At 66.9% G+C, this 25,402-nt stretch carries 22 protein-coding genes and 1 pseudogene; 12 read left to right on the forward strand and 11 right to left on the reverse strand.

Annotated elements, in window-relative coordinates:
• Window positions 1-472: 472 nt before the first annotated feature.
• From OXU32_12220 to OXU32_12260, 9 genes are all read left to right on the forward strand, one after another.
• Entirely contained in the window at window positions 473-763 is a 291-nt protein-coding gene (locus tag OXU32_12220) for a DUF2335 domain-containing protein (protein MDE0074713.1), read from the forward strand.
• A 78-nt stretch (window positions 764-841) separates the two neighbouring features.
• A complete protein-coding gene (locus tag OXU32_12225) occupies window positions 842-1,183 on the forward strand; it encodes a TIGR04076 family protein (protein MDE0074714.1) in 342 nt (113 codons plus the stop codon).
• A 78-nt stretch (window positions 1,184-1,261) separates the two neighbouring features.
• Window positions 1,262-2,266, forward strand: a complete 1,005-nt coding sequence (locus OXU32_12230) for an aldo/keto reductase (GenBank protein MDE0074715.1) — start codon at window positions 1,262-1,264, stop codon at window positions 2,264-2,266.
• A gap of 130 nt (window positions 2,267-2,396) precedes the next feature.
• A complete protein-coding gene (gene gltB, locus OXU32_12235) occupies window positions 2,397-6,989 on the forward strand; it encodes a glutamate synthase large subunit (protein ID MDE0074716.1) in 4,593 nt (1,530 codons plus the stop codon).
• An 11-nt stretch (window positions 6,990-7,000) separates the two neighbouring features.
• A complete protein-coding gene (locus OXU32_12240) occupies window positions 7,001-8,452 on the forward strand; it encodes a glutamate synthase subunit beta (GenBank protein MDE0074717.1) in 1,452 nt (483 codons plus the stop codon).
• 235 nt (window positions 8,453-8,687) lie between these two features.
• Window positions 8,688-9,161, forward strand: a complete 474-nt coding sequence (locus tag OXU32_12245) for a redoxin domain-containing protein (GenBank protein MDE0074718.1) — start codon at window positions 8,688-8,690, stop codon at window positions 9,159-9,161.
• A 107-nt stretch (window positions 9,162-9,268) separates the two neighbouring features.
• Window positions 9,269-9,670, forward strand: coding sequence for a VOC family protein (locus OXU32_12250; GenBank protein ID MDE0074719.1), 402 nt, complete (start codon window positions 9,269-9,271; stop codon window positions 9,668-9,670).
• A gap of 634 nt (window positions 9,671-10,304) precedes the next feature.
• Entirely contained in the window at window positions 10,305-10,856 is a 552-nt protein-coding gene (locus OXU32_12255) for a hypothetical protein (GenBank protein MDE0074720.1), read from the forward strand.
• 772 nt (window positions 10,857-11,628) lie between these two features.
• Window positions 11,629-12,123 (forward strand): hypothetical protein, encoded by a 495-nt coding sequence (locus OXU32_12260; protein ID MDE0074721.1) that lies wholly within the window; start codon window positions 11,629-11,631, stop codon window positions 12,121-12,123.
• Window positions 12,124-12,284: 161 nt separating this feature from the next.
• Here OXU32_12260 and OXU32_12265 read toward each other — a convergent pair whose 3' ends face one another.
• From OXU32_12265 to OXU32_12305, 9 genes are all read right to left on the reverse strand, one after another.
• Complete coding sequence (locus OXU32_12265; protein ID MDE0074722.1) at window positions 12,285-12,482, reverse strand: hypothetical protein; 198 nt, start codon at window positions 12,480-12,482, stop codon at window positions 12,285-12,287.
• Window positions 12,483-13,174: 692 nt separating this feature from the next.
• On the reverse strand, window positions 13,175-14,050 hold the full coding sequence (locus OXU32_12270; protein MDE0074723.1) for a hypothetical protein: 876 nt from the start codon (window positions 14,048-14,050) through the stop codon (window positions 13,175-13,177).
• Window positions 14,051-14,110: 60 nt separating this feature from the next.
• Window positions 14,111-15,157: a nucleotidyl transferase AbiEii/AbiGii toxin family protein gene (locus tag OXU32_12275; GenBank protein MDE0074724.1), complete on the reverse strand. Its 1,047-nt coding sequence runs from the start codon at window positions 15,155-15,157 to the stop codon at window positions 14,111-14,113.
• Window positions 15,150-15,746, reverse strand: coding sequence for a DUF6088 family protein (locus tag OXU32_12280; GenBank protein ID MDE0074725.1), 597 nt, complete (start codon window positions 15,744-15,746; stop codon window positions 15,150-15,152). Before OXU32_12280 ends, OXU32_12275 begins: the two co-directional genes overlap by 8 nt.
• Window positions 15,747-15,901: 155 nt before the next feature.
• Entirely contained in the window at window positions 15,902-16,489 is a 588-nt protein-coding gene (locus OXU32_12285; GenBank protein ID MDE0074726.1) for a hypothetical protein, read from the reverse strand.
• 41 nt (window positions 16,490-16,530) lie between these two features.
• The gene (locus OXU32_12290) at window positions 16,531-17,316 is read right to left on the reverse strand and encodes an ABC transporter permease (GenBank protein MDE0074727.1); all 786 of its coding nucleotides are present in this window, start codon (window positions 17,314-17,316) and stop codon (window positions 16,531-16,533) included.
• Window positions 17,317-17,356: 40 nt separating this feature from the next.
• Entirely contained in the window at window positions 17,357-18,571 is a 1,215-nt protein-coding gene (locus OXU32_12295) for an ABC transporter permease (GenBank protein ID MDE0074728.1), read from the reverse strand.
• A 58-nt stretch (window positions 18,572-18,629) separates the two neighbouring features.
• Complete coding sequence (locus OXU32_12300) at window positions 18,630-19,709, reverse strand: ABC transporter substrate-binding protein (GenBank protein ID MDE0074729.1); 1,080 nt, start codon at window positions 19,707-19,709, stop codon at window positions 18,630-18,632.
• 44 nt (window positions 19,710-19,753) lie between these two features.
• Window positions 19,754-20,863 (reverse strand): ABC transporter ATP-binding protein, encoded by a 1,110-nt coding sequence (locus OXU32_12305; GenBank protein ID MDE0074730.1) that lies wholly within the window; start codon window positions 20,861-20,863, stop codon window positions 19,754-19,756.
• 254 nt (window positions 20,864-21,117) lie between these two features.
• On the opposite strand from OXU32_12305, the gene OXU32_12310 reads away from it, so the two are divergent.
• The 3 genes from OXU32_12310 to OXU32_12320 all read left to right on the forward strand — a co-directional run bounded on the left by OXU32_12310 (window position 21,118) and on the right by OXU32_12320 (window position 24,285).
• A complete protein-coding gene (locus OXU32_12310; GenBank protein ID MDE0074731.1) occupies window positions 21,118-21,582 on the forward strand; it encodes a hypothetical protein in 465 nt (154 codons plus the stop codon).
• 5 nt (window positions 21,583-21,587) lie between these two features.
• On the forward strand, window positions 21,588-23,759 hold the full coding sequence (locus tag OXU32_12315; protein ID MDE0074732.1) for a TonB-dependent receptor: 2,172 nt from the start codon (window positions 21,588-21,590) through the stop codon (window positions 23,757-23,759).
• Window positions 23,760-23,829: 70 nt separating this feature from the next.
• Window positions 23,830-24,285, forward strand: coding sequence for a hypothetical protein (locus OXU32_12320; protein ID MDE0074733.1), 456 nt, complete (start codon window positions 23,830-23,832; stop codon window positions 24,283-24,285).
• A 41-nt stretch (window positions 24,286-24,326) separates the two neighbouring features.
• On the opposite strand, the pseudogene OXU32_12325 reads toward OXU32_12320, so the two are convergent.
• Together OXU32_12325 and OXU32_12330 are read right to left on the reverse strand one after the other, a co-directional pair.
• Window positions 24,327-24,668 (reverse strand): annotated as a pseudogene (locus OXU32_12325) (FKBP-type peptidyl-prolyl cis-trans isomerase).
• A 127-nt stretch (window positions 24,669-24,795) separates the two neighbouring features.
• Entirely contained in the window at window positions 24,796-25,350 is a 555-nt protein-coding gene (locus OXU32_12330) for a DNA-binding protein (protein ID MDE0074734.1), read from the reverse strand.
• Window positions 25,351-25,402 lie beyond the last annotated feature (52 nt).

Raw genomic sequence — 25,402 nt, forward strand, 5'->3', positions numbered from 1 at the left:
CGCCAAGTGCTCGGCGCGCGTATACTCTGCTCATGGAACGATGCCATGCGGCCTCCGTATGGGGAGCCGTAACAGACGGCCACGGACACATAAGGAACATGAGAATTGGGCTCGACGGCTAAGCGAAGAACCCGAGGTGCCAGCCATCACTTGGCGTGGAACCTGGGGTCGATGGTAGAGATTTGGCCACGGACGCCCCCCACTGAAACGCTGATCGCCGAAGCATGGCAGTCTACCGGAGACATCCTCAAGGATGCCATCACGGAGGTCGAGCGTGGCCAGAGGAAAGCGCCGTCAAGAGAGGTCCGGGCTCGCGAGAACAGACGAGCCATCCCCTCTCCCAGCTCCTGACTCATCGGACGACGATCCCAGATCCGCAGCTGCCGCTGACGCAAAGGAACCAGTAGCGGAGCAACGGACGGTTGTCACGCGGCGATCCCAGACCTACCAAGGCCCTCTGCCACCCCCGCAGATGATGGCCGGATACGAAGAGGTCCTGCCGGGACTCGCCGACCGGATCATGGCCATGGCAGAGGAAACCTCTGCGCACATCAGGAAGGTCAGGGAAAGAGGGCAGTGGTTTTCGCTATGGATCTCCACGCTCGTGATCGTTGTCGGCGCCTGGCGCGGCAACGCGGAGGTGAGCATTCAAGCCCTCTATCTCCTGGCGGCCATCTATGTCTTCTCAAGGCTTCCCGACTGGTGGCACAGCTGGAAGCGGCCTCCGGACGAGGCTCCCCCGGAGTCGGATGAAGACGATTAGATGGAGTTTAAGACAACCCTGGGCGTGACCGGTAAGACAAAAGCCCGATAGCATCGCTCCCACAAGTCGAACGAGGGTATGCGCATGAGCGTCGATGACGTCTTCGAACTCTACGACCTGCGGGTCGAGGTGGTCGCCGGCGAGCGCGACATGGTGTGCAACCACAAGGTGGGCGACTACTTCGAGCTCAGCGGGGAGAACCTGTCCTTTCCCGCCGGCCAGACCTTTCCGCTCTACCCCCTGGCCGCCCTTCTTCCCCTCCTCCCCGCGAAGCAGCGCGAAACCCATTCCCACGACTGGATGACCACGGACACGGAGATCGCCTGCCCCGACCCGCACTGCGGCGCCCGCTTCCGCATCACCCGGACCGGCAGGTCGACGTTCCGCCACAGCGAGGTCACGCGTGTTCCGCTGGACTGACGGCTTCCGCTGGACTGACCGCCCGTGGACGACATGCCCCCGGCGCACGGGCCGCGAAGCGTCCACGGACTCCCCGCTGTGAATCCAGTTCAGCCACCCCTCCGACTGCCTCCGTCCGGGGTGATCCGGGGGTGCTGGCAGCTCTCCGAGGGCCACAGCGACGGTTGGAGCAGGGAGCGCGCGTTCGCGGCCCTGGACGCGGCGGCCGCGGCTGAAAGCCCCCTCGTGCTGGACTGCGCCGACATCTACACCGGCGTGGAGCGCGTCATCGGGGACTGGCTGGCCGGACGGCCGGACATCGCCGACGACGTCGCCGTCCATACCAAGTTCGTGCCCGACCTCGACGCACTGTCGGCCATCGACCGCAACTACGTCCGCCGCGTCGTGCAGCGGTCACGGGACCGCCTCCGGCTCGACGCACTCGAGTTGGTGCAGTTCGCGTGGTGGGACCTCACGCAACCGAAGTGGGTGCATGCCGCAGAGTGGCTCGCGGAACTCCGGCAGGAGGGGATCATCCGCCACCTGGGGGTCACCAACTTCGACCGGGCCGCGCTCGGCACCCTCCTGGACGCGGGCATCCCGGTGGTGTCCAGCCAGGTCCAGCTCTCCCTTCTCGACCGTCGTCCCCTGAAGGGCCTGACGGAGGTCTGCGGGGAGCGGGGTGTCACCGTGTTCGCCTACGGGGCGCTGGCGGGCGGGCTCCTTTCGGACGCCGGCGGCACGGCGCTGGAGTCCCGGTCGCTGACCAAGTACCGCCTGATCGTCGAGGAGGTGGGCGGCCGGGAGGTGCTCGGCCGGGCTCGGGGGGCGCTCGCGGAGCTGGCCGCGCGGCACGGGGCCACCATGGCGGACGCGGCGGTGGCCTACGTGCTCAACCAACAGGGTGTCGGGGCCGCGATCGTCGGGTTGAGCCGAAGAGGCCTGATGGTGGACGGGCGCCGCGTGCATCTCTCCCCGTCCGATGTGGCGCACCTCGAGGCAATGGTGCCGCAGACCGTCAAGGGAGAAGTGTTCGAGGTCGAGCGCGACCGGCAGGGCCCGCACGGCCGTATCATGCGCTACAATCTGAACCTGGAGCACTGACGGGCTCGGTTGCCGACTCCGGCGCATCGTCCCAATTTGCCAGGTCCATCCCGTCCATTCCCCGTGAGAGTCGAACCTGCGCGCAGGAATGGCGGGATATTCTGCAGGTAACAGTTCCGGGGAGGGGGCCGTGCGACGCACGATCAACGCAGGGTCGGCGGTCGACGGCGGCCTGCCGGCTGCCCGCGGGCTGTACAGTCCCCGCTACGAGCACGACAGCTGCGGTGTCGGCTTCGTGTGCGACATCAAGGGGCGCGCGAGCCGGGCGATCCTCGACGATGCCAACCGCATCAACTGCCGCATGGGGCATCGAGGCGGGATCGGCTGCGAACCCGGGACCGGGGACGGCGCCGGCATCCTGACGGGGCTGCCGCACTTTCTGCTCGACCGGGTGGCCCGGGACCAACTGGGCATCGCCCTTCCCCCTCCCGGCCAGTACGGGGTCGGCATCGCCTTCCTCCCGCGCGACCGCCGGGAGCGGCAGATCTGCAAGGAGCGCACCGAGGCCATCATCGCCGAACAGGGACAGCGCCTTCTCGGGTGGCGCAGGCTCCCGCACAGCGCCGAGCGCGCCGGGCTGACCCCGACCGCGCTCGGGTCGATGCCGCACCTCGAACAGCTCTTCGTCGGGGCCGGCGACGGGTTCGCCGACTCCGCCTTCGAGCGCCAGCTCTACATCATCCGCAAGTACGCAAGCCACTGCCTTCGGGGCGATCCGCGCCTCTCGGGGCGGGAGCTTCCCTACTTCTGCTCGCTCTCGGCCAACACCGTCATCTACAAGGGGATGCTGACGCCCCATCAGCTCTTCGAGTTCTTCGACGATCTCCGGGCCGCCGACTACGAGTCGCACATGGCGATGGTGCACTCCCGCTTCTCCACGAACACGTTCCCGTCGTGGGACCGAGCCCAGCCCAACCGCGCCATGTGCCACAACGGCGAGATCAACACGCTGCTGGGCAACTGCAACTGGATGAACGCCCGCGAAGGCGTCCTGCGCTCGGAGCTGTTCGGGGATGAACTGGAGAAACTCTTCCCGATCATCGAGCCCAACTGCTCGGACTCGGGCAATTTCGACAACGTCCTCGAGTTCCTGCTCATGACCGGACGCAGCCTGCCGGAGTCGGTCATGACAATGATCCCGGAGGCATGGCAGCAGCGGCCCGGCATGCCGGCCGACAAGCGCGCCTTCTACGAGTTCCAGTCGTGCCTGATGGAGCCCTGGGACGGCCCGGCCCTCATCCCCTTCACCGACGGCCACTGCATCGGGGCCGTGCTCGACCGCAACGGGCTGCGCCCGAGCCGCTACTACGTGACCGACGACGACCGCTGCGTGATGGCTTCCGAGGTGGGCGTGCTGCCGGTCGCGCCCGAGCGCGTGGTGAAGAAAGGGCGGCTGCACCCGGGGCGCCTCTTCCTGATCGACTTCGATGCGGGGTGCCTGGTGCCGGACCACGAGATCAAGGCGGAATGGGCGAGGCGGCGGCCCTATGGGGAGTGGCTGGCGCGACAGCGCCTCGAACTGGGCGAGGCCGACGATACGCACGGCTACGACGAAGCGACCGTCCTCCGGCGCATGCGAGCGTTCGGCTATACCGCCGAGACCGTGCAGTTCATGCTGCTGAGCCTGGTGCGCGACCGGCGCGACCCGCTCGGCTCCATGGGCAACGACGCGGAGCTGGCGGCGCTCGCCGACCGGCCGCGCATGCTCTACGACTACTTCAAGCAGCGCTTCGCGCAGGTGACCAATCCCGCCATCGATTCGATCCGCGAGGAAGTGGTCATGTCGCTCGAGTGCTACATCGGGCCCGAGGGCAACCTGCTCGAGGTCACCGAGCAGCACGCGCACCGGCTGCGCCTTCCTCATCCGATCCTCTCGAACCGGCAGTTTGCAGCACTCTCGCAACTCGAGGAGCGCGGATGGCGGAGCCGGACGCTCGACACCACCTTCGCGCGCGGCTCCGGGAAGCGCGGTTTGCTTGCCGCCCTCACCCGCCTCGAGAAGGAGGCCGACCGGGCGGTCGAGGAGGGCTATCGGGTGCTCGTGCTCTCGGACCGCGCGATCGGCCCCGACCGCCTCGCCATCAGCTCCCTGCTCGCCGTCGGCTGCGTGCATCACCACCTGGTGCGCACGCATCAGCGCACCCGCATCGCCCTTGTCGTCGAGACCGGCGAGGCGCGCGAAGTGCACCATCACTGTCTTCTGCTCGGCTACGGTGCGGACGCCATCAATCCCTATCTCACCTACGAATGCCTCTGGCACGTCCGGCGCACCGGGCGGATGGGCGACTTCGCCCACATCGCCTCCGACGACGACGTGGTCGCCGCATACCGCAAGGGGGTCGGCAAGGGCATCCTCAAGGTGATGGCCAAGATGGGCATCTCGACGCTGCAGTCCTACAAGGGGGCGCAGATCTTCGAGGCGGTGGGGCTCGGAGCCGAGGTGGTGAACCGCTGTTTCACCGATACCGAGAGCCGCGTGGGCGGGATCGGGTTCGGGGTACTGGCGGAAGAGATCGAGCGTCGCCACGAGCTGGGCTTTGCTGGCGAGGGGCGCCGCAACGGACGCGCGTTGCCCAATCCCGGCGACTTCCACTGGCGCAAGGGTGGGGCGCGCCACATGTGGGACCCCGTGTCGGTGCGCGGCCTCCGAGTCGCCGCGCGCACCAACTCGCCGGAGGCCTACTGGCGCTTCGCCCGCCACGCCAACGAAGAGAACACGCGCAAGGCGACGCTGCGCGGCCTGCTCCGGTTCCATCCCACCGGTCCGCCCGTGGATCTGGACCACGTCGAGCCCGAGGCCGAGATCGTGAAGCGCTTCGCGACCGGCGCGATGAGCTTCGGCTCCATCTCGAAGGAAGCCCACGAGTCGCTCGCCCTGGCCATGAACCGCATCGGCGCCAAGTCCAATTCCGGCGAGGGCGGCGAGGATCCGGCGCGCAACGTCCCGGACGCGGACGGGGGGCTGCGCCGCTCCGGGATCAAGCAGGTGGCCAGCGGACGCTTCGGCGTGACGATCGAGTACCTGACCGCGGCCGAGGAACTGCAGATCAAGATCGTGCAGGGAGCCAAGCCCGGGGAGGGCGGCGAGCTGCCGGGGCGCAAGGTGGACGACTACATCGCGTCGATCCGGCATTCCACGCCCGGCGTGGGCCTGATCAGCCCGCCCCCGCACCACGACATCTACTCCATCGAGGACATCGCCCAGCTCATCCACGACCTGAAGAACGCCAACCCGCAGGCGCGCATCAGCGTGAAGCTGTGCGCCGAGATCGGCGTGGGCACGGTGGCCGCGGGGGTGGTCAAGGCGCGCGCCGACCACCTGGTCATCTCGGGCGACAGCGGGGGGACGGGCGCCTCGCCCCTCACCTCCATCAAGCACGCAGGCCTGCCGTGGGAGCTGGGGATCGCGGAAGTCCACCAGACCCTGGTGATGAACAACCTGCGCTCGCGGGTCATCGTGCAGACCGACGGGCAGCTCAAGACGGGCCGCGACGTGGCCATCGCCGCGCTGCTGGGCGCGGAGGAGTTCGGCTTCTCCACCGCCCCGCTGATCACGCTGGGCTGCGTCATGATGCGCAAGTGCCACCTGAACACCTGTCCGGTGGGCGTGGCGACCCAGGACCCGGAGCTGCGCAAGAAGTTCTCCGGCAAGCCGGAATACATCATCAACTACCTGTTCATGGTCGCGCGCGAGCTGCGTGAGATCATGGCCCGCCTCGGCTTCCGCACGGTGAACGAGATGATCGGGCGCGTGGACGCGCTGGAAGCCGCGCCCCGGCCCGACCACTGGAAGGCCCGGAGCGTGAACGTGGACGCGCTCCTGATGCCGGCGCTCGAGCCGGAAGACTGTCTGGGGGTGTATTGCCGGCACGAACAGGATCACGGGCTGGAGGGCGCCCTCGACCACACCCTCATCCGCCTGGCCGGGCCCGCCATCGAGGAGGGCCGGCCGGTGCGCCACGACATGGCCATCTCCAATGCAAACCGGGTGGTGGGGGGCATGCTGTCCAACCACATCATCCGCCGCGTGGGACCGGCCATGCTTCCCGACGACTCCATTCACTTCCGCTTCCGCGGCAGCGCGGGACAGAGCTTCGGCGCCTGGCTGGCGCGCGGGGTCACGCTGGAAGTCGAGGGCGACGCCAACGACTACGTCGGCAAGGGGCTCTCCGGCGGCAGGATCATCCTGTATCCGCCGAGGGCATCCCGGTTCAAGGCCGAAGAGAACATCCTGATCGGAAACGTGGTGTTCTACGGCGCCATCAGCGGCGAGGGCTTCTTCCGGGGCATCGCGGCCGAGCGCTTCTGTGTCCGCAACAGCGGCGCCACCGCCGTGGTGGAAGGAATCGGCGACCACGGCTGCGAGTACATGACGGGCGGACGCGTCGTTGTGCTCGGCCAGACCGGGATCAACTTCGGGGCCGGAATGTCGGGGGGGATCGCCTACGTGTGGGATCCCCGCGGGACCTTCGAGCCCCGCTGCAACATGGATCTGGTGGTGCTCGAACGCCTCGTCGACGCGGAAGAGTGCGAGGAGATTCGCCGTCTCATCGAACGGCACCGCGAGTACACGGGATCCACCGTCGCGGCCGCGATCCTCCGCGATTGGGAGGCTCCCCACCCGGAATTCGTCAAGGTGGTGCCCATCGACTACAAGCGGGCGCTTGAGGAGCGCGCCGCCGCGGGCCGTTCCGAGGCGCTGCCCGTCGCCGCAGGCACCTGACGGCGGGCTGCATGGGCAAGGTCACCGGCTTCAAGGAGTTCGCGCGCGAGGCGGCCCCCTACCGCGACCCGGCCACGCGCATCCGGGATTTCGACGAGATCTACACCCCGCATGCCGATGAGCGCCTGCAGACCCAGGGGGCGCGCTGCATGGATTGCGGCGTGCCGTTCTGCCAGTCGGACGACGGCTGCCCGGTCTACAACCTGATCCCGGAGTGGAACGACCTCGTCTACCGGGGGCGCTGGCGCGAGGCGCTCGATCGCCTGCACCGGACCAACAACTTCCCGGAGGTCACGGGCCGGGTGTGTCCCGCTCCCTGCGAAGGCTCCTGCGTCCTCGGCATCGCCGATCCCCCCGTCACCATCAAGAACATCGAGATGGCGATCGCCGACCGGGGCTTCGACGAGGGGTGGGTGCGGGCTCACCCGCCGTCCGCGCGCACCGGCAAGAGCGTGGCGGTCGTGGGTTCGGGCCCGGCGGGTTTGGCGGCGGCGGCCCAACTCAACTCCGCGGGGCACCGGGTGACGGTCTACGAACGCGATGACCGCATCGGCGGCCTGCTCATGTACGGAATCCCCAACATGAAGCTCGACAAGGGAATCGTGGAGCGCCGCGTTTCGCTCCTGCGCGAGGAGGGAGTCGAATTCGTGACCAACGCGAACGTGGCCGATGGCGGCGGCGGGTCGCTGGACGTCCGTCAACTGAGGAGGCGCTTCGACGCCCTGCTCCTGGCCACGGGCGCCACTCGCGCGCGCGATCTGCCGGTGGGCGGACGCGAGCTGCCCGGCATCCACTTCGCCATGGAGTACCTCACCGACAGCATACAGGCGGGGCTTGGCGATCATCCGCCCAGAATCCCCGCGAACGGCCTTGATGTCGTCGTCATCGGCGGGGGCGATACCGGCACCGACTGCATCGGGACCTCCCTGCGCCAGTCGTGCCGCCGCCTGATCAACTTCGAACTCCTGGCGAGGCCGCCCGCTGAACGCGCCCCCGACAATCCCTGGCCTGCCTGGCCGCTCATCTTCCGCGTGGAATACGGGCACGAGGAGTCGATCGCACATCTCGGACACGATCCGCGGGTCTACGCGATCTCGGCGGAGAGCTTTTTCGCGGGACCGGACGGCAAGGTCGCGGGCGTACGCACGCTCGACGTCACCTTCCATGGCGGCCGCCTGCGCAAGATTCCAGGGAGCCAGCGCGAGTGGAGCGCGGATCTCGTCCTTCTTTCGATGGGGTTTCTGGGCCCCGAGCACGCGCCTGCGGAGCCACTGGGCATCGAATACGACGAGCACTCCAACTACGCCGCCGAGTTCGGTGCCTACGCGACGAACGTGGACGGCGTGTTCGCCGCCGGGGACTGCCGACGCGGACAGTCGCTGGTGGTGTGGGCCATCCGCGAAGGACGCGAGGCCGCGCGCGAAATCGACCGCTGGCTGATGGGCGAGACGCGGCTGCCCTGAACGTGGTCTCCTGACTGCCGTCTACCCTTGTCGCGACGGGCACCGACAGCGCACTTTGTCCGTGGCCGCGGGCGTGGTCTCGCGACGCCTTCCAACCCGCTCATCGACTCCAACTGTTCACCGACTCCAGGGAGGATCAGACATGCGCAGGTTCGCCGCCCTATTCCTGCTTGCCGGGGTACTCGGGCTCGGGGCCCCCGCGGAGGCCGATGCCCAGCTCCTCGAAGTGGGAGAGATGGCTCCCGACTTCGAGCTGCCTGGGGCCACCCGCTTCGGCGTGCTGCAGGACCCGGTTCGACTCAGCGACTACCGGGGAGAAACCGTCGTCCTCGCCTTCTTCTTCCGCGTTCGAACACGTGGCTGAACGGTGCAGATGACAGCGTACCGTGATCAGTACGCAAGCTTGTTCAACGAAGGCCGGAACGTCGTCGTCGTCGGCATCTCCAACGACAGTCCCGAAGAGCTGGGCTCCTGGCTCAAGGACGAGGACTTCCCCTTCCTGTTCCTCAGCGATGCCGGAACCGAAGGCGCCACATACGAGGCGTTCGGCGGCGGCAAGCGCGACAACAACATGGTCGACAGCCGCTCGGTCATCGTGGTCGGGCCGGACGGCCGCATCGCCGGGGTGATCCCCCAGTTCGCCCAGGTGGACCCGACCGCCTACGAGGAGCTGGCGGCCATGGTCGACGAGGCCACGCCCGAGCCGTAGGCGAAGCTCGATAGCCGACTCATCTCCCGGGCCCGGGGTTCGGGTCCGGGGGGTGGGGGCTTCCTGCGGGCGCACCTACCCTGTCCCCCTTCCTGGACCTCGTTCCGATGCTGATGTGCGCCGACGTGCGGGCATCGGTGCGCTTCTATCGCGATGTGCTCGGGTTCGAGGTGGTTGACCGCATGGACGATGTGGGCGCCACCGGCTTCGCGTCGTTGCGCAACGGTGCTGCGCAGATCATGCTGGCGAGCCCGACCTACATCCCGCGGGCTCCGAGGGTCGAGGGACGTTATCCGCAGGCGGCCTACTACTTCTACGTGGAGGATGCGGATGCGTTGAGAGCGGCAGTCGTGGATGCCGGATGGCCGGCGACCGAATGCGTCGACCGGTTCTACGGGTTGCGAGAGTTCGAGGTGGCGGATCCGGAGGGACATGTGCTGCTGTTCGGGCAGGACATCGGTCCGGTGCGGGAGGGGGCCCATGCAGGTCAGCACAGTCCGGCGACCTGACAAAATGGCAGACAATCAGGTATGCGTCTGCCAAAATGGCAGGGTGAAGGGTGATGCGACCTTGCAGCAAAGAACCGTCTAAGTTCAACTGGGGCTGCACGATCTACTGCACCCGCCTTTGAACCGCGCCTGACTGCACCGTGTCGCGATCGCGGGAACAGGCATCGTTTGGCGGGAACCAATAAGCCTCGTCTTCCGCACCCGACGGCGCCTCGCCTCCAGCGCGATCCGCAAGTACTCGACCACATTACATACCGCGAGACCCGCACCCGTCGGCGGGCAGAGAGGCGGCTGCGGTGTCGGCTATCTGACGAAGACCTGAAACAGGCCAACGAGTGTGGCCCATCCCTCCCGATTCTGTTTGTCCATCGGGCTCCCGCTCCCACTTGGTGGATGGAAATCCTCGCAACCGAGGTTGGTAGGAATCAGATGGGGGGCGCACCGTGACTCTGGTCAAGGAGGACGGCACCGGCGGGGTGCCCGCCAGAGCGGGACAACCACGACGTAACCCACGGGTGTGAGTGTTTGTCGAAAAGGGACGCCTCGGCCTGACGACGGGGGCTCCGGGAGAGTGGCGGACGGGCTGTGTAAAATCCTACCTTGTCTGAGCAAGCATTCATTTCGATTCTAGCGGATGGTGGATGAGATTGTCATGTCGTCCTTCGCGTGGCCGTTGGCCGTACTCGCCCTCAGTGTGGTCTTCATGTTCGTGTTTAGGCGTTCGATCAGCCGATTCATTGATCGCACCAGGAGCGTCAGCAGGGATGGTGTCCGTGCCTACGAAGATCCGCAGCCGTTAGCGAAGAAGCCGGACGCTCTCGCCGAGTTTCTGGGGACCTACCATAGTCCGATGCTCCTTGAGGTGGAGAGCGCCCTCGAGGGAGAGATCGAGAACCTGGGACTCACCGATCCGGCCGATATCCGGAAGGCCTTGTCTAAGGGCTTGGCGGCGAACCGCATCGTGCGGTGGTTCGAGGCGGCTCAACACCAAATCTTCGCGAGTCAGGTAGCAGCGCTAACCTACCTCAACGCACAACCCGGCCCGATCCTCAAGGATGGTCTCCAAGGTTTCTACAAGAAGGCGGCGGCTGACTTCCCACACCTGTATGTTGGACGAACGTTTGATCAGTGGTTTGCGTTCCTCACGGGGCGCAACGGTTCGTTGTCGAGGGAGATGCGGGCGTAGGCATCTCCGTTGCTGGTCGAGAGTTCTTGCAGTGGCGTGTGAATCAGGGACACTCAGGTCCGTGGCACGGCTGACGGTCGTTTCCATGTCAAAACGTCGACGAGGGGGTGCTGCGCCCGCTTGCCGATCAAGAGGGCCGTCCGGCTATTCGGTTGGGAGAAAATCCCGACAACGACGGTCGGTACTACCGACTGGTCACACGCCTTGCCCGATGAGTGCAGCCGCTCCCATGCCCGAGGACTGATGCAGATGTCTGTTCAACCGTTCTCCGGTGAGTCTGCGCGCGACGAGTGGAACGCGCGATCATCTCCGCTCGCGGCCGTCCCCGGCTATCGGGACCGGGGTCGTCGGCTCCCGGCATCTACGCTCTGTATCAGGGCGGTGTGCTGAAGTACGTTGGCCAGAGCCGCGATTGCGCCGCGCGCATCCATCATCACCGCACGCAAGCCCGTGCCTGGCTCGAAGCAAAACCCGATTGGGAATCGGGTATGGACTTCACCGCACGCATCCTGCCGCTCCCGGGATTGTCCGGCGGACGCCGTTCCCCCGACGGACGGACGCGCCGACAGTGGGCACAGTACTGGGTTTACCACCTGTGTCCGCCATGCAACCGACATCCCTCGACCGAACCCACGCGTCCCTTGACGCCTTACCCGAATTGACCGAACCGTTGGCTAAGAGGAAGAGCGGCCGGCCGGGAAGACCCGATCGACGGAGAGGTACGACCCAGCAGTCCTACAGGGATCGCGGTTATTCCGAAATATCGCTGAGCATGCTGGAGTCGGAAGAGGGCCAGCTGAATGCGGTGTTCGCATGCTACGGGTCGGCGGCCCAGCACGGACAGTTCTTCGAGGAGTCGGTCACCAGATTGATCGTCGCCCTCAACGAGATGTCGGGTTCTGAGGGAGGGGCCGAAAAGATGGAGAAGTGGACGCTCGGCCGACTGCTGAATTACTTTCAAGAGAAGTTCGTGCACCAGATCGACGAGTGGGTGCCGGAGCACCTCGAAGAGGGGAGAAGACTCCGCAACTTCCTGATTCACGACTACTTCCTTGAGCGCAAGGGGAAGTTCCGCACGCGGAAGGGGCGGATGGCGATGCTGACGGAGTTGTTGGACATCGAACAGCACCTAAAGCGTGGCGCGGATTTGCTGAACGGCCTGCGCGTCGCGGTCGGTGAGGCGTTGGACGGGCGTACCGGAAGGGCCAGCGAGGGCGAAGAGGTAGTGTTCTCTGTCGAGCTGGATGTCCGGACGAGAGACGCGTAGGGCGATAACACCGGGCGGATGGTGCGGGATATCAGAAGCTGAAGGCGGTGGCGCGGATCTGACCCTTGGGGGGGAGATCCGTCTTCCCAAACGGAGTCCACGGGCGGACCAAGTTCAGGTTTCGACCAATCGCTCTCTGACAGTTGCGCGGCGATCCTGCACTACCGCAACCGCGACGGAACAAAGTCCCCCAGCGCCTTCACCTTCACCTCGTCGACCGCACTCCTCAAGGTGGCCTTCACGCTCTCCTTTTCCTCGTCCACCAACGCGGTCAGCGCCTGCTCGAGCTCGTCCCGGTTGAGCAACTCGTCCAACTCCCGGAGTGCGATGTCGATACCGACTCCCGCGGCGGCGGCCACGATAAACCCCGCCGCACGGCCCAGGACGGGCCCCTGCCACCCGGAGCGCCACGCCCCCTGCCAATTTCTCGGCCAACCCCCTTGTGAGGGTCGTCACACCGACCGAGGTCCCGACGCCAGCTGTCGCGGCCGCGACAGCCGTCGGACCGATGGCCATGACGAAGTGACGTCTGGCGTCCCTTAGGAGGGCTTCCATGGCCCGCCCGCCCCACCTCTCAACCCCGGTGGAAGCGCCTCCGCGTCCCGGCCGACTAAAGCGCTGGATTTCCGTGAGCATCTCCTCTTGCATCACCCGGCCAACATCCGCAACGCCGAGGCTAATGCGCTGGTCCAGTGCCCCGAACAGCCGCGACTCGATCTCTTCTTCCAGTCTTCCAGTCAGCGCCAGACCCAGCTCGGCATACTGTCCAATGAACGAGTAGTGCCAGTCCAGCAGCGACGGCATCGCGGCGTAGACTGGCGCGAAGGCCTCGTCGACCCCTACGTCGATGGCCTGGCGCGTTTCCGGCAACGGGGCCCGGCGAAGCGCCTCGGAGAACTCTCGCCAGCGTTCCTCGGCCCGCAACTGCAGCATCTGATCGCCCGTAGCCACCAGCACAGCCAGCGGAACCAGTGCGAGCATCACCCGCCCGGCCCACGCCGTCCGTCCCGCGCGCGACGTCCCCCGGCCCGCGTCCACATCACTCGCGTGCTTATTCGACATCCGTCAAATCCCTTCTTGATTTCGGGCGACGACGATTCCGGGCGCCTATTCGCCAAGCCGCCAGCATGCATCCCTCAAGCCCACGAACGAATCCTGCGATCGCCAGCGCGGCGTTCAGGAAGAACCCGATCCATACAGCCAACCGGATCCCGTCCGGCGTCCACCACGCAGTCGCCGCGCCCGTCACCACGTACCACGAGGAGCCCTCGAGCGCGGCCGCCGCACGCAGCCCGTCGTCCACCATCGGGCACGCCGACTGGACGCCCGCCGTGAAGGCCTCCACCGTCAGCTGAAGGGAATCAGGATAGATGTACGGCGGACCGCCAATCACCATGTAGTTGAAGTAGACGTAGGCGACGGCAACCAGCGCCAGCAGGACCCAGCCCGCAAGCCGCGCACTAAGGATGTCCGCGACCGCAACGCCCCGGCCGCCCTCGTCAGCGTCACGCCTGAAGTGCCGCCCCGGCCACCGCGAGATGCGGTTGAACAGGAAGGGCGCCGCCACAGCCGCCGCCGCTAGAAACAGCCAGTCGCTGGGCCGCGAGAGAGCCGCGAAGATGACCAGAAAGACGGCCAGAGGCAGCGCCGCCACCATGCTGATCACCACCGGCAGCCAAGTCCCCCGCAACCGCCTCCGCCAAGAGGACCGGCCATCCAGGTAGTAGTCCACAGCGAAGCGCTTGCGCTCCAACCGGTACTCCAGGAGCCCGTAGAATATTGCGACATAGACAAGCCCGGGAGACGTCAGCGCCACGCACGAGTGGTCGTAGGTGCGTTGCCAGAGGAGCAGGAGCCCCAAGAGGAGCGTGGTGCCTACTAGGGGTTGGAGGAGCCGGTCGACCCGAGCGATCTCAGGGAGGTTCACGGGTTCGGGTCGGAGTCCACCGGGCGGCACTCCCGGGCCTTGCGCTCCAGCCGTCGCACCTCAGTCATTCGGTGCGGGCGGCTGTGATGGCCAGCGAGCGTTGGCCATCTCCTCGATCAGCGCACACCGCTGCATGAGCGTCTCAAACGGATCGTCCTCGTCCACCAACATCCCAGCGGCAAGCATGCTGGTGTAGTCTTCGGCAAGCGACTCCTGGGCGGCACCCGAGGGAACAAGCCTGAGGTTGCCCGAGACGGCGGCCTCGTAGTCGATCCTCCGGCGATTGGAATCGTTCTCCCGGAAGAACATCGCCTTGTGGCGCGCAACCGACAGAGCGAGTTCGCGGTCCGTCAGAGCCCGGGCCGCGATTCCGGCATCGCCAAGCCGAGCGAGGTCGTGCCAGTGCCTCGACCAACGCTGGCCTCGCACGCGCCCCTGAAGGCAGTAGACATGCATTGAGGTGGCCTTCTCCCAGAATGTTCGCTCCGCCAGCATGACGGCTGCCCGGGCCATCGGGAATCCGAGGTCGGGCAGCACGGCGGCGGCATCGCACACCACGGACTGAACGGTGTGAGGCTCGCCAGTCGAGCGCGCTCCGAAGTCGACTCGAACCTCCGGTCGGACGGGCCCGATCGGTTTGAACAGCGGATCGTACGCGACGTAGAGTTGCTCGGCCTCGGCTCGAACGCTTGCGGCAAAGCCAGCCTCGTCGAGTTCCCTTTCGACGAGAGGATGCGCGGTGTCTCGAACCCACTCAGCGAGGCGGGGGCGGATCGCCCGCGTCCAGCGCCTCTCCTGGCTGCGTGTGGGTGGCAGTGCCTCCTCGTCGCCGCCTGCGACGAGATCGGGTGCGAATCCGCGAATGTCGTAGGTGATGTCGATGTCTTCGGAGAAGCGGCGAATCGCTCGCCACACCTTGGAGAGCGACGTGCCTCCCTTGAATACCAGATGTCGTCCGAACGGTGCTTCGAACAGGACTCGAAGGGTTGCCACGACCCAGGTGTCCTTCTCCAGGAGGTAGGTCCTATGCCCGCCTCGCTGCTCCGCCACCTCCAATGCGTCGCGCTTCTCGGTAGCCGAGAGCATTGCGTAACGGACCTCAGCCATGTGCCAAGCGCCTGACGAGTGGCTCCGCCATCCATGCGGGCATGAGCGCCCGCGCGGCGACAAGCTCGCTCACGTCCTCCCTCGATAGCTTGGGAAGCACAGCGTCCAGGCTATCCTCGACTTCGTTGGGACCGAGCCATGCGATCGCACGGATGACTGTGCCGACCGTGCGGTCTGGTGCCGTCAGTTGCCACTCCGGAGCGTGGCGCAACTCGACCCGATGAGCCCCGAAGTGCAGGAAACGGTCGGGTCCGGAGGTGAGATAGACCGAGCGAACCGTATTCTGAGTCGTCAGCCCAAGCCAGTTGGCGGCATCGCCGCCGTTGGGAACGATGGTCTCGCCCCAGAGTTCGGACAAGGCCGCGAGCGCCTTCTCGCGACGCGGTGCGCGAAGGCCGAAGCGAGTCGGGATCGGTCGCATGTAGATGCCACGGCAGATCCGTAGGAGTCGCTCCGAACGGGCAAGGCGGGAGAGAGCCCTGGCCACTGCGGCCCGGTCGTCGAGATGCAGCAGGTCCTCCGCTTGTATCGGTGTGGCCTCCGGCATGTCCTCGGCGTATTGCATGATCCGTTTGGGCAGGCTGCTCATGGCGTCCGTGTCCTCCATCGGAAGTCGGTCACTGCACCCAATATAGGCACAGGCCATGCGGGAGCGACTCTGACCCGTTGTGAGTCCGGCGACCTGACAAAATGGCAGACTCCGGCGCCTCCCCCGTCAGCGTCTCGACCGCCGGGGGCAGAGCGTCAGGGACATAGATCCGCGCACTCGTCAGGGTGTACCCGCCAGACGGTCAGCCAGAGTGCTTCGCCAGCGTAGTTGACGGCGTCTGCCCTGATGTCGAAACGCCAGACCCCGTGGCACCACCACCAGCCGCATCGCGGGCGCGGTTCGTTGATCTCGGCCTCATCAATGAAGGCACCTATCGGATAAGGCGAGCGTTCGAGTTCGACTTCCCACTCGACCTCCGGTTCGAGGACCCAACTGGTGGCCCCTTCCGCCACGATGTCACCCTGCTGTTTGAGCTGGACGGTGACATGGATCCTCCCGGAGCCCGGGACACCAAAGCGCTCCACTCCAGCCTTGAAATCGCGGGCATCAAGGGTCACCGACTGCCCGATCCCCGTGATCTCGACCTCGATGCCAGCCATGTCGGTTGGATCGTCCAGCGAGTTGTCGAGCGTGATGATGTTGTCAGATCCTGTCGGCCAATCGAAGGTGGCCCGGCTGTCTGACGGAACTGTGACCGTCAGCGATGCGCTGGAGCCGAAGATGGTCGAGCATGAGACGCTCACCAGGGCGAGGGCGAAGACGGAAAGCACCCATTCCTTCATGATGTCTCGCTCTTCTTGCCATCCCATGTCCCTCTCACAGCCTACCTCCCCGCCGCCCTCCTCCTCAGCCACCCCACCGTAAGCAGCAGCGCCGCCGCGAACACGATCAGGAAGGTCGCGACGGCCAGAATGGCGGGGCTGATCTCCTCGCGGATACCCGCCCACATCTGGCGCGGGATGGTGTTCTGCTCCACTCCGCCCAGGAAGAGCACGACCACCACTTCATCGAACGAAGTGGCGAAGGCGAAGAGCGCCCCCGAAAGCACCCCCGGAGCGATCAGCGGCAACTGCACGCGGGTGAAGGTCCGGAGTGGTCCGGCCCCCAGCGACGCGGCGGCGCGGTTCAGGGTGGTGTTGTAGGCGGTCAGGGTGGCGGTCACCGTGATGACCACAAACGGCGTCCCCAGCGCGGCGTGCGCCAGGATCAGCCCCAGGTGGGTCTGGCCCAGGCCCATGCGGGAGTAGAAGAAGAACATCCCCGCGGCCGAGATGATCACCGGGGTCACCAGCGGCGAGACCAGGAAGCCCATCAGGAAGCGGCGAGCGGGCATGTCGGGGCTCGAGAGCCCGAGCGCGGCCAGAGTACCCAGGAAGGTGGCCAGCGCCGTGGCGGCGGTGCCGACCACCAGGCTGTTGACCAGCGCGCTCCGCCAGACGTCGCTGGTCGCGATCTCCTGGTACCAGCGAAGCGACCAGGCTTCCGGGTCCAGCCTCAGCATGCCCTCCGTGAAGGTGAAGTAGGGCTCCGCGTTGAAGCTCAGCGGCACGATCACGAGGATGGGAGCCATCAGGAAAAACAGCACCGCCGCGCAGAACGCGACGTGCATCGTCCTTCCTGCCCGCTCCGCCCGGCTCAGCGCGCGCACGTCAGGCGACCCTCACGCCCGCGGTCCCGGCCAACCGCTCGTACAGCAGGTAGAGGCCAATCACGCACGCCAGGATGATCGCGCCCAGCGCGGACGCCAGCCCCCAGTTGAGGGAGGTCTGCATGTGGTACGCGACCATGTTGGAGATCAGCTGGCCGGTGCTCCCTCCCACCAGCGCCGGGGTGATGTAGTACCCTATGGCCAGGATGAACACGAGCAGGCTGCCCGCCCCCACCCCGGGGAGCGTCTGGGGCCAGTAGACCCGCAGGAACCCCTGCGCCGGGCCGGCTCCGAGCGAAGCGGCCGCGTCCATGTGCGAGCGGGGAATCCCGCGCATGACCGAGTACAGCGGCAATACCATGAACGGCAGCAGAACGTGCGTCATCGCGACGAACGTGCCCGTCATGTTGTAGATGAGCGCGAGTCGTCCGCCATCGGGCACCAGCCCCAGCGCGACCAGGATGTCGTTGATCACGCCCTGGCCCTGGAGCAGGACGATCCAGGATGTCGTGCGCACCAGCAGCGAGGTCCAGAACGGGACCAGCACCAGTGCCAGGAGCAGGCCGGCGCGGCGTGGCGGCGCATGGGCGATGAAATGCGCGAGCGGGTAGCCGAACAGGAGGCACAACCCGGTGATGGACAGGCTGACCAGGAAGGTGCGCGCGAACAGACGCAGGTAGATGCGGCGGTCCTCCTCCTGGCGAGCGATCGATCCGTCGGGAAGTCGCCGCAGATCGACCGCGGCCAGGTAGTGACGGCTGGTATAGCGCTCGCCGGCTGTGCGCAGCGCGTGCCAGGTGCTCACCTCGCCCCAGGCAGCGTCGATCTCGACGAAGGTCTCGCGCCAGGAGCCGTCGGGGGCCGCGGCAAGCCGCCGGCCCGTCACCGCGACGATGCTCCGCATCCCCCCCTGCACCCGGTTGACCCGGCCGGCCACCCGGCCGATCACCCGCTCCTCCTGCGCCTCCATCAGCTCGCGCGCGGCCGCCGCGAAGACCTCCTCGCCGGGCACGCTCTCCCCGTCCCATCCCTCCAGCAGGGCGAGCGTCTCGGGCAGCGCGTCCGCCACCACCGCGTCATAGACGCTGCGGCTGAACATCGTGGCGAGAGGCGCCACAAAGGTCACGCCGACGAAGGCTACAAGCGGTAGCGCGAGCCCGGCCGCCCGCAGTTGCGGCCGCCAGTCGCGCCCTCGCGGCATCGATTCGGAGCTCACCGTCGCGTACCGCGGTGAGCGGCGTCGCTGTCGGGTCCTCCCGCCATCGAGCCTTCCCTCATCGGGCCAGCCACGAGCTGAAGCGCTCGTTCATCTCGTCCGTGTGGTTCACCCACCACTCCCAGTCGTTGCGCAGCGCCCGCTCCAGGTTCTCCGGATAGGTAGGCATGTGCGGCAGCATGTCGACCCCCGCCTCCGCGTGCGTTCCCACGAGCGGCAGTCCGGAGTAGCGCGTCGGGCTGTACGAGATGTTGGCGCTGACCCGGGCCATGGACCGGGGGGTGGTCGCGAAGGCCAGGAACTCGAGCGCCGCTTCCAGATTCGGCGTCCCGGCCACGACGACCAGTTGGCCGAAATCCAGCAGCTGCCCGTCCCAGATGATCTCGAAGGGCTGGTCTTCCAGCACCTGGGCGTTGAAGATGCGGCCGTTGTACGCCGTCGTCATGGTCACTTCGCCGTCGGCGAGGAGCTGGGGCGGCTGGGCGCCCGCCTCCCACCACACGATCTGGTCCTTGATGGTGTCCAGCTTGCGGAACGCGCGTTCGATCCCCTCGGGGGTGTCCAGCAACTGGTACACCTCTGCCGGCGGCACGCCGTCGGCCATGAGCGCGAACTCCATGTTGCCCATCGGCTTGCGGCGCATTCCGCGGCGTCCCGGAAAGGCTTCCAGATCGAAGAAGTCCTGCATGGTCCGGGGCTCGGGGCTGGCAATGTTCTCCCGGTTGTAGGCGATTACGGTCGCGTAGAACTCGGCGCCGACGCCGCACTCGGTCAGGGTGCCGGGGAAGAAATCCTCCCCGGGTGGCGTTCCGTCCGCGCCGGGAGCCCACATCGCCGGATCGAGCGGCTCGAGCAACCCCTCGTCGCAGCCGCGCACGGCGTCGGCGATCTCCATGGGCACCACGTCCCAGTGAATCCGTCCCACGTCGACCTGCGCCCGGACTTCGGCCAGGCCACCGTTGTATTGGGCGTCGCGGATGACGATGCCCGTCTCGGCAATGAACGGCTCGTAGTAGGCGAGCTTGCAGGCGCGCGTATAGGCCCCGCCCCACGCACCGACGGTCAGGGAATCGCCGCTGTCGCCCCCACAGGCAGCGACCAGGGCGGCGAGCCCCAGCACCGCGAATCGGCGAGCCATGGGAGCCTCTCGCTGGCGCGACGGGCGCGCGCTGCAACACTCGTTCACACCGCGCCCTCCGCGCCGCCGTAGTCCAGGACCCGGCAGTCCGCAGCCGTCCATCCCACGCGGATTTCGTCGCCCTCCAGCACCGCGCCCTGTCCCACCACGTTCGAGATCTTCGCGACGAAGTCGGCCCGCCCGCAGGTCTCCATGTGGATGCGCAGGTGATCGCCCACGAAGGTGATGTGCTCGATGACCGCCTCGAACTGGTTCGAAAACAGCCCCGGCTCGGGATGCAGCGTGATTCGCTCGGGCCGGATGGAGAGCGTGACCGGGTCCCCCGGCCGGCAGTCCACTACCCGATACCCGCGCACCACCTGGCCGCCCACCACCACGTCGCACACGTCCCCATTTACCGTGGCGACACGCCCGTGCAGGCGGTTGTTCTCGCCGATGAAGCGCGCGACGAACGAGCGCTCGGGTTCCTCGTACAGGGCTTCGGGCGCGGCCACCTGCTCCACCATGCCGTCGCGCAGCACGGCGATGCGGTCCGACATGACCATGGCCTCCTGCTGGTCATGGGTCACGTAGACGATGGTCACGCCGAGCGTCCGGTGGATGCGCCGGATCTCGTACTGCAACTCTTCGCGCAGATGGCGGTCGAGGGCGCCGAGGGGTTCATCCATCAGCACGAGTTCGGGCTCGAAGACCAGCGCGCGCGCGATCGCCACCCGCTGCTGCTGCCCGCCCGAGAGCTGCCCGGGCCGACGCTTCTCGAATCCCTCCAGCCGGACCAGCTTGAGTGCCCGGTCCACCAGCTCCCGCCGCCGGTCGCGCTCGATGCCGCGCACGTCCAGCGGAAAGGCCAGGTTGTCCTCCACGGTCATGTGGGGAAAGAGCGCGTAGTCCTGAAACACCATGCCGATGCCCCGCTTGCGCGGCGGCAGGGCGTGCACCGATCGGCCGTCGATGCGGATGGCTCCCGCGGTCGGAGTCTCGAATCCCGCAAGCATCATGAGGCATGTCGTCTTCCCCGAGCCGGATGGCCCGAGCAGGCTCAGGAACTCGCCCCGGCGCACGCTGAGGTTCAATCCCTGGACGGCCATCACCCGGCCATCGTAGCTCTTGGCGATGTCCTCGAACTCGACGTGGGGGTCTGCTTGAGTCGTCACCCGCTGGTCCTGTTCCGTGTAGACGAAGGGCTGCACGCCGAAAAGGCGCGGGCAATGTAGAGTCAAAAGCGTTGGCGGCAAACCGGCAAATCGCCCCATTGGGCCATCCGCAGCCTGTTCTGGTGAGAACCCCCGGCCACCAATAGGTTATCAAGGGTGTTGCGCTGGTTCCGGGCACGTCCGGTGCGCGGTGAGCACGTGCCGCCACGGCTCGTCGGATCGTTGGTGTCGGTCCCGTCAACAGCGAGAAAGCAATGCTCCGTTCCAGGTCACCCCGACTCTTTCCCCTCCTCGTCGCCATTCTGGCGCTCGCGGCCTGCGGCGGGGGTGAGGATCCGGTGGAACCCGAGCCGGAACGACCGCCCGATCTCACGGGCACCTACACGCTGGAGTCGCTGTCCTCAATCGTAACCGGCGGGCAGACCTTCACGCCGCCGATCGTGTCGGGTACCTTCACGGCGCAACAGACATCGGTAACGGGTCCCGAAGCGTCGGGCACAACGATGTTAAGCGTCACACTTCCGGTCGGTACGCCGGGGGGCGAGACCACCACCATTGAGGATGAGGGCACCTACGTCAACCGTCTTGACGGAACCTGGGAGCAAAACGGCCGGATCCTTCAGGGCATCGGGACGTATACCTTCCGCAATAACGTCCTGACCGTTGAAGTGACCGAACCCGCGCTCAACGTCTCGACCACGGTCTGGCGGAAGAACTGACCGTGATGAGCGGCCGTCGCATGCGCGGTGCTCCCCTGGCCGTGGCCGCACTCTTCGCTCCCTTCATGCTGCTCGCCGGCGCACCCCTGACCGCCCAGGCCGTGGCCACCATCCGGGGCGTGGTGGTGGACGACGAAGACGGCAACCCCGTCATGGGCGCCGAGGTGCTCGTGCAGTCGACCCCGCTGCGCGCGCTTACGGGCGACGACGGGAGCTTCGAGATTCCCGTGCCGAACGGCGGCACGTACACGCTCTTCGTCATCGCCGACGGCTACGGGAGCGCGGAGTTCGCAGCCGATCCCGCCGCCACCGCATCCGCGCCGCTTCGAATCCCGCTCGAACCGCAACTCTTCGACGTCCCGGGCGTGACCGTCACCGCGAGCCGGACCACCGTGCGTCCCGGCGACGCGCCGGTGAGCGTCGCGATCCTGAGCGCGGACGAACTCCAGCGCCGCGACGTAACCAACCTCAAGGAGGCGCTCCCGTTCGCCCAGGGCGTGACCTTCAACGCGGGTCACATGGATATCCGCGGCTCCAGCGGTATCGCCCGCGGCGTCGGCAGCCGGGTCCTGATGCTGCTGGATGGCCATCGGGCGCTTACGGGCGTGGAATCGAGGATCGACTTCAGCATCCTGCCACTGCTCGACGTGGACCGCGTCGAGATCGTCAAGGGCCCCAACTCCACCCTGTGGGGCACGAACGCCATGGCCGGCGTGGTCAACGTGATCACGCGCCCGCCCCTGGGCCCCCCGCGCACCGCCGTGCGCGGCTACTACGGCGTATTCGACACCCCGGGCAACCTGGACTTCACCGACGAGCGCCTGAGCATGCGCGGGCTCCAGATTCAGCATTCGCGGCAGATCGGGGGCGCGGGCGTCACCGTGTTCGCCGGACGAGAGGGATCCGACGGCTTTCGCCAGAACGGAGGCCAGGAGCGCTGGCAGTGGCGCGCCAAGGCCGTCTTCGGGGCCGAGTCGTCCAAACCGCTGGAGGTGTTCGCCAGCGGGAAGCGCGAGGACCTGGAGGAGTTCTTCACCTGGCTCTCCCCCGAGCGCCGTCTCGAGGTGGATCCCGCGGACCTGGGCGACTGGAAGCGCAATTCCGATCTCGTCTTCGGAATGACGGCCACCCCGGTGGTCACCTCGACGCTCAAGCTGCAGCTGCGGCCGCAGGTGCAGCATGTCCGCAACCAGAACTACTTCCACGACAACGAGGACTTCCACCGTTCCACGCGCTACGGCACCGACGTCCAGCTCTCGTTCTTCTCCGGCGGACGGCACGCGGTCACGGCAGGAGGAGAAGCGTCCCGAACCGACGTGAGCTCCAACTTCCTCAGCCCGACGCCGGACGTCACCGATCTGGCCCTGTTCGTCCAGGATGAAATCGATTTCTCGGATCGGCTGCGCGGTTCGGCGGGCATCCGGCTGGATTCGCACAAGGCCTCGGTAGTGGAAGGCGATCTGACGCTCAATCCCAAGATCGGTCTCGTCTTCGAGGCCACGCCGGACGTGAGCCTGAGGACATCCCTGAGCCGGGGATACCGGTCACCCAGCGTCTCCGAACAGTTCACCAGAACCACCACCTTCGGTTTTCGCGTCGTGCCCAATCTCGAGTTGCGCGGCGAATCGGCGTGGGCCGGGGAAGTGGGCACCACCATCACCCCGACCGAACGGCTCTGGCTCGACGCAGGGCTGTTCTGGAGCGAGTACTCCGGCCTGATCGAGGTCACCGGCGCCCCGAACCAGCCCCTCACCTTCCAGTTCCGCAACGTGGCCGAGGCCCGGGTGCGCGGGCTCGACGCCGGCGTGCGCTTCGGCGTCGTGCCCCAGAAGCTCAACCTCCACGCGAACTACCTCTTCATCGACTCGCAGGATCTCGACACCGGCCGGCCGCTCGCGTACCGGTCGCGCCACAACATCACAACGACCCTTTCCGGCTGGGCCGATCTGCTGGCGCTGGACGTGCGTCACCGGAGCGAGGCGGAAACCGTTCTCGCCTATCCTCTGGATGAACGCGGCCCCATCACGCTGCTGGACCTGCGGCTCGCCCTCGAAGTCATGGACATGGATGTGCGGGCGAAGGTCGAGAACCTTCTGCAGGCGGAGTACGTAGACGTTCAGGAGCGCAATCCGGGAGCCACCCGGAGCTTCCGGGTCACCGTGACCTCCCGCTTCTGAGGCGGGCTCCGGGGCAACTCCAGGATATGCGCGGGTGTCCAACGGATACCACCGCCCAGCGAGGAAGTCCGTGACCCCATCCGATCCAATGAGCCTGGAGCAGTGCGCGGCGGGCGACGGCCCCGCGGAGTCGGCTCTCGTCCGCTTCCTCTATCCCGCCCCGGCCGAACGCAAGGTCGGCGGCATCATCAAGTGGTGGGAGAAGCGGCGCCTTGCCTACAACGCGGTGCTGGCGGGGTCCGGGATCGGCACCATCTTCATGGCGCTCCTCACCCTGAATCCGCTATCGGAGGTGGTGCAGGCGCTCCCGGCGATCCTGCCCTTCGGGATCATGGCGAACCTCTGTTACACGCTCGGGTGGATGGTCGAGAGCGTTCTGCACAGGATCTGGGGGCGCAGCCTGCGCCCGGTCGGGCCGGCGCTCTTCCGGGCAGGGCTGACCCTCGGGGTGGGCGTCGCCTTCGTCATCCCCACGATCATGCTCATGGTCGCGTTCGTGGTGAGGCTGGTGACGGGCAATCTGTAGGGTCGGGGGCAACCGGCGCCTCGCAACGTCCCGCTACTCCGCTATCTCCCGACGATCTCCAGCAGTTCGATCTCGAAGATCAGCGTCGCGTTGGCCCCGATCAGCGAACCCGCGCCGGCTTCGCCGTACGCCAGCTCCGACGGGATCGTGACGCGGATGTGGCTGCCGACCGACATCAACTGGAGCGCCTCGCTGAATCCCGCGATAAGGCCGTTCACCGGGAAGGTGTTTGGCTCGCCCCTGTCATAGGAGGCGTCGAACTGGGTTCCGTCGGTGAGCGTGCCGCGGTAGTGGACGACGACCTCGTCATTCATGGTCGGCATCGGGCCGTCACCCTCTCGCAGCACCTCGTACTGAAGGCCGCTTTCGGTTGTGATCACTCCGGCTCCATCGCCCGCGCAGGCGACGCTGGTCAGCGCCAGCAGGGCGAGCACACCGCGAGATGGATTGCGCATCTTGGTCTCCCTGGATGGTGGATGCTCCCTGGATGGTGGAAGCGTGTGCAGGAAGCTAACGCTCAGACCCCTGAGGCAGGGACTCGCCACCGCTGCCACGCAGGGCCCGGCGCACGAATTCCACCGCTTCATCTACGCTCTCGGCGGTCGGCACGGAGCCCGGGAGTCGATCCGCGCGGGCCGTGTTTCCCAGCAGGATGAGGGGCCGGCGGTAACGGATCGCCAAGTCGACCTCCGAAGCCGTACCCGAGGATCCCGGCAACGCGATGACGACATCGGACGACAGGATGTTGATGTGGTTGCGGGAGCGTAGCCCGGAACCATCGTCGCCGCGGGCGTCGAGGTGAGTGCGGATGGCGAGTTCAACCCGGGGATTGGGATAGCCGGGGGGAGTGCCCGGGTCTGCATCGGCTCGATCAGGGGGCGTGTCGCCGGCCGGGAGGATCCCGATGACCAGTCCGGCCCGATCCGGCACCGCGCCGAAGGCCCGCGAGACCGACTCCATGACTCCGGCCCCGCCCCCCGTCAGCAGGTGCACGCCCAACCGCGCCAGTGCGCGGCCCAGCGGCTCGGCGAGATGGGCGTGGCGGGCGGAGCCGGAGCCCATCACCCCGACCACGGGGCGCCCCAGCGGCCTTCTGCTCGGCGAGAGGAGCTCCCGG

This window comes from Gammaproteobacteria bacterium (assembly GCA_028819075.1).
Taxonomy (GTDB): Bacteria; Gemmatimonadota; Gemmatimonadetes; order Longimicrobiales; family Gaopeijiaceae; genus BD2-11.

Coding starts and splice junctions, on each gene's coding strand:
- OXU32_12225 (MDE0074714.1), top strand. CDS start 842: ATGCGCATGAGCGTCGATGACGTCTTCGAACTCTACGACCTGCGGGTC.
- OXU32_12300 (MDE0074729.1), bottom strand. CDS start 19,709: ATGGCTCGCCGATTCGCGGTGCTGGGGCTCGCCGCCCTGGTCGCTGCC.
- OXU32_12220 (MDE0074713.1), top strand. CDS start 473: ATGATGGCCGGATACGAAGAGGTCCTGCCGGGACTCGCCGACCGGATC.
- OXU32_12260 (MDE0074721.1), top strand. CDS start 11,629: ATGCTGGAGTCGGAAGAGGGCCAGCTGAATGCGGTGTTCGCATGCTAC.
- OXU32_12285 (MDE0074726.1), bottom strand. CDS start 16,489: ATGAAGGAATGGGTGCTTTCCGTCTTCGCCCTCGCCCTGGTGAGCGTC.
- OXU32_12255 (MDE0074720.1), top strand. CDS start 10,305: ATGGTGGATGAGATTGTCATGTCGTCCTTCGCGTGGCCGTTGGCCGTA.
- OXU32_12280 (MDE0074725.1), bottom strand. CDS start 15,746: ATGAGCAGCCTGCCCAAACGGATCATGCAATACGCCGAGGACATGCCG.
- OXU32_12290 (MDE0074727.1), bottom strand. CDS start 17,316: ATGCACGTCGCGTTCTGCGCGGCGGTGCTGTTTTTCCTGATGGCTCCC.
- OXU32_12275 (MDE0074724.1), bottom strand. CDS start 15,157: ATGGCTGAGGTCCGTTACGCAATGCTCTCGGCTACCGAGAAGCGCGAC.
- OXU32_12250 (MDE0074719.1), top strand. CDS start 9,269: ATGCTGATGTGCGCCGACGTGCGGGCATCGGTGCGCTTCTATCGCGAT.
- OXU32_12240 (MDE0074717.1), top strand. CDS start 7,001: ATGGGCAAGGTCACCGGCTTCAAGGAGTTCGCGCGCGAGGCGGCCCCC.
- OXU32_12315 (MDE0074732.1), top strand. CDS start 21,588: ATGAGCGGCCGTCGCATGCGCGGTGCTCCCCTGGCCGTGGCCGCACTC.
- OXU32_12310 (MDE0074731.1), top strand. CDS start 21,118: ATGCTCCGTTCCAGGTCACCCCGACTCTTTCCCCTCCTCGTCGCCATT.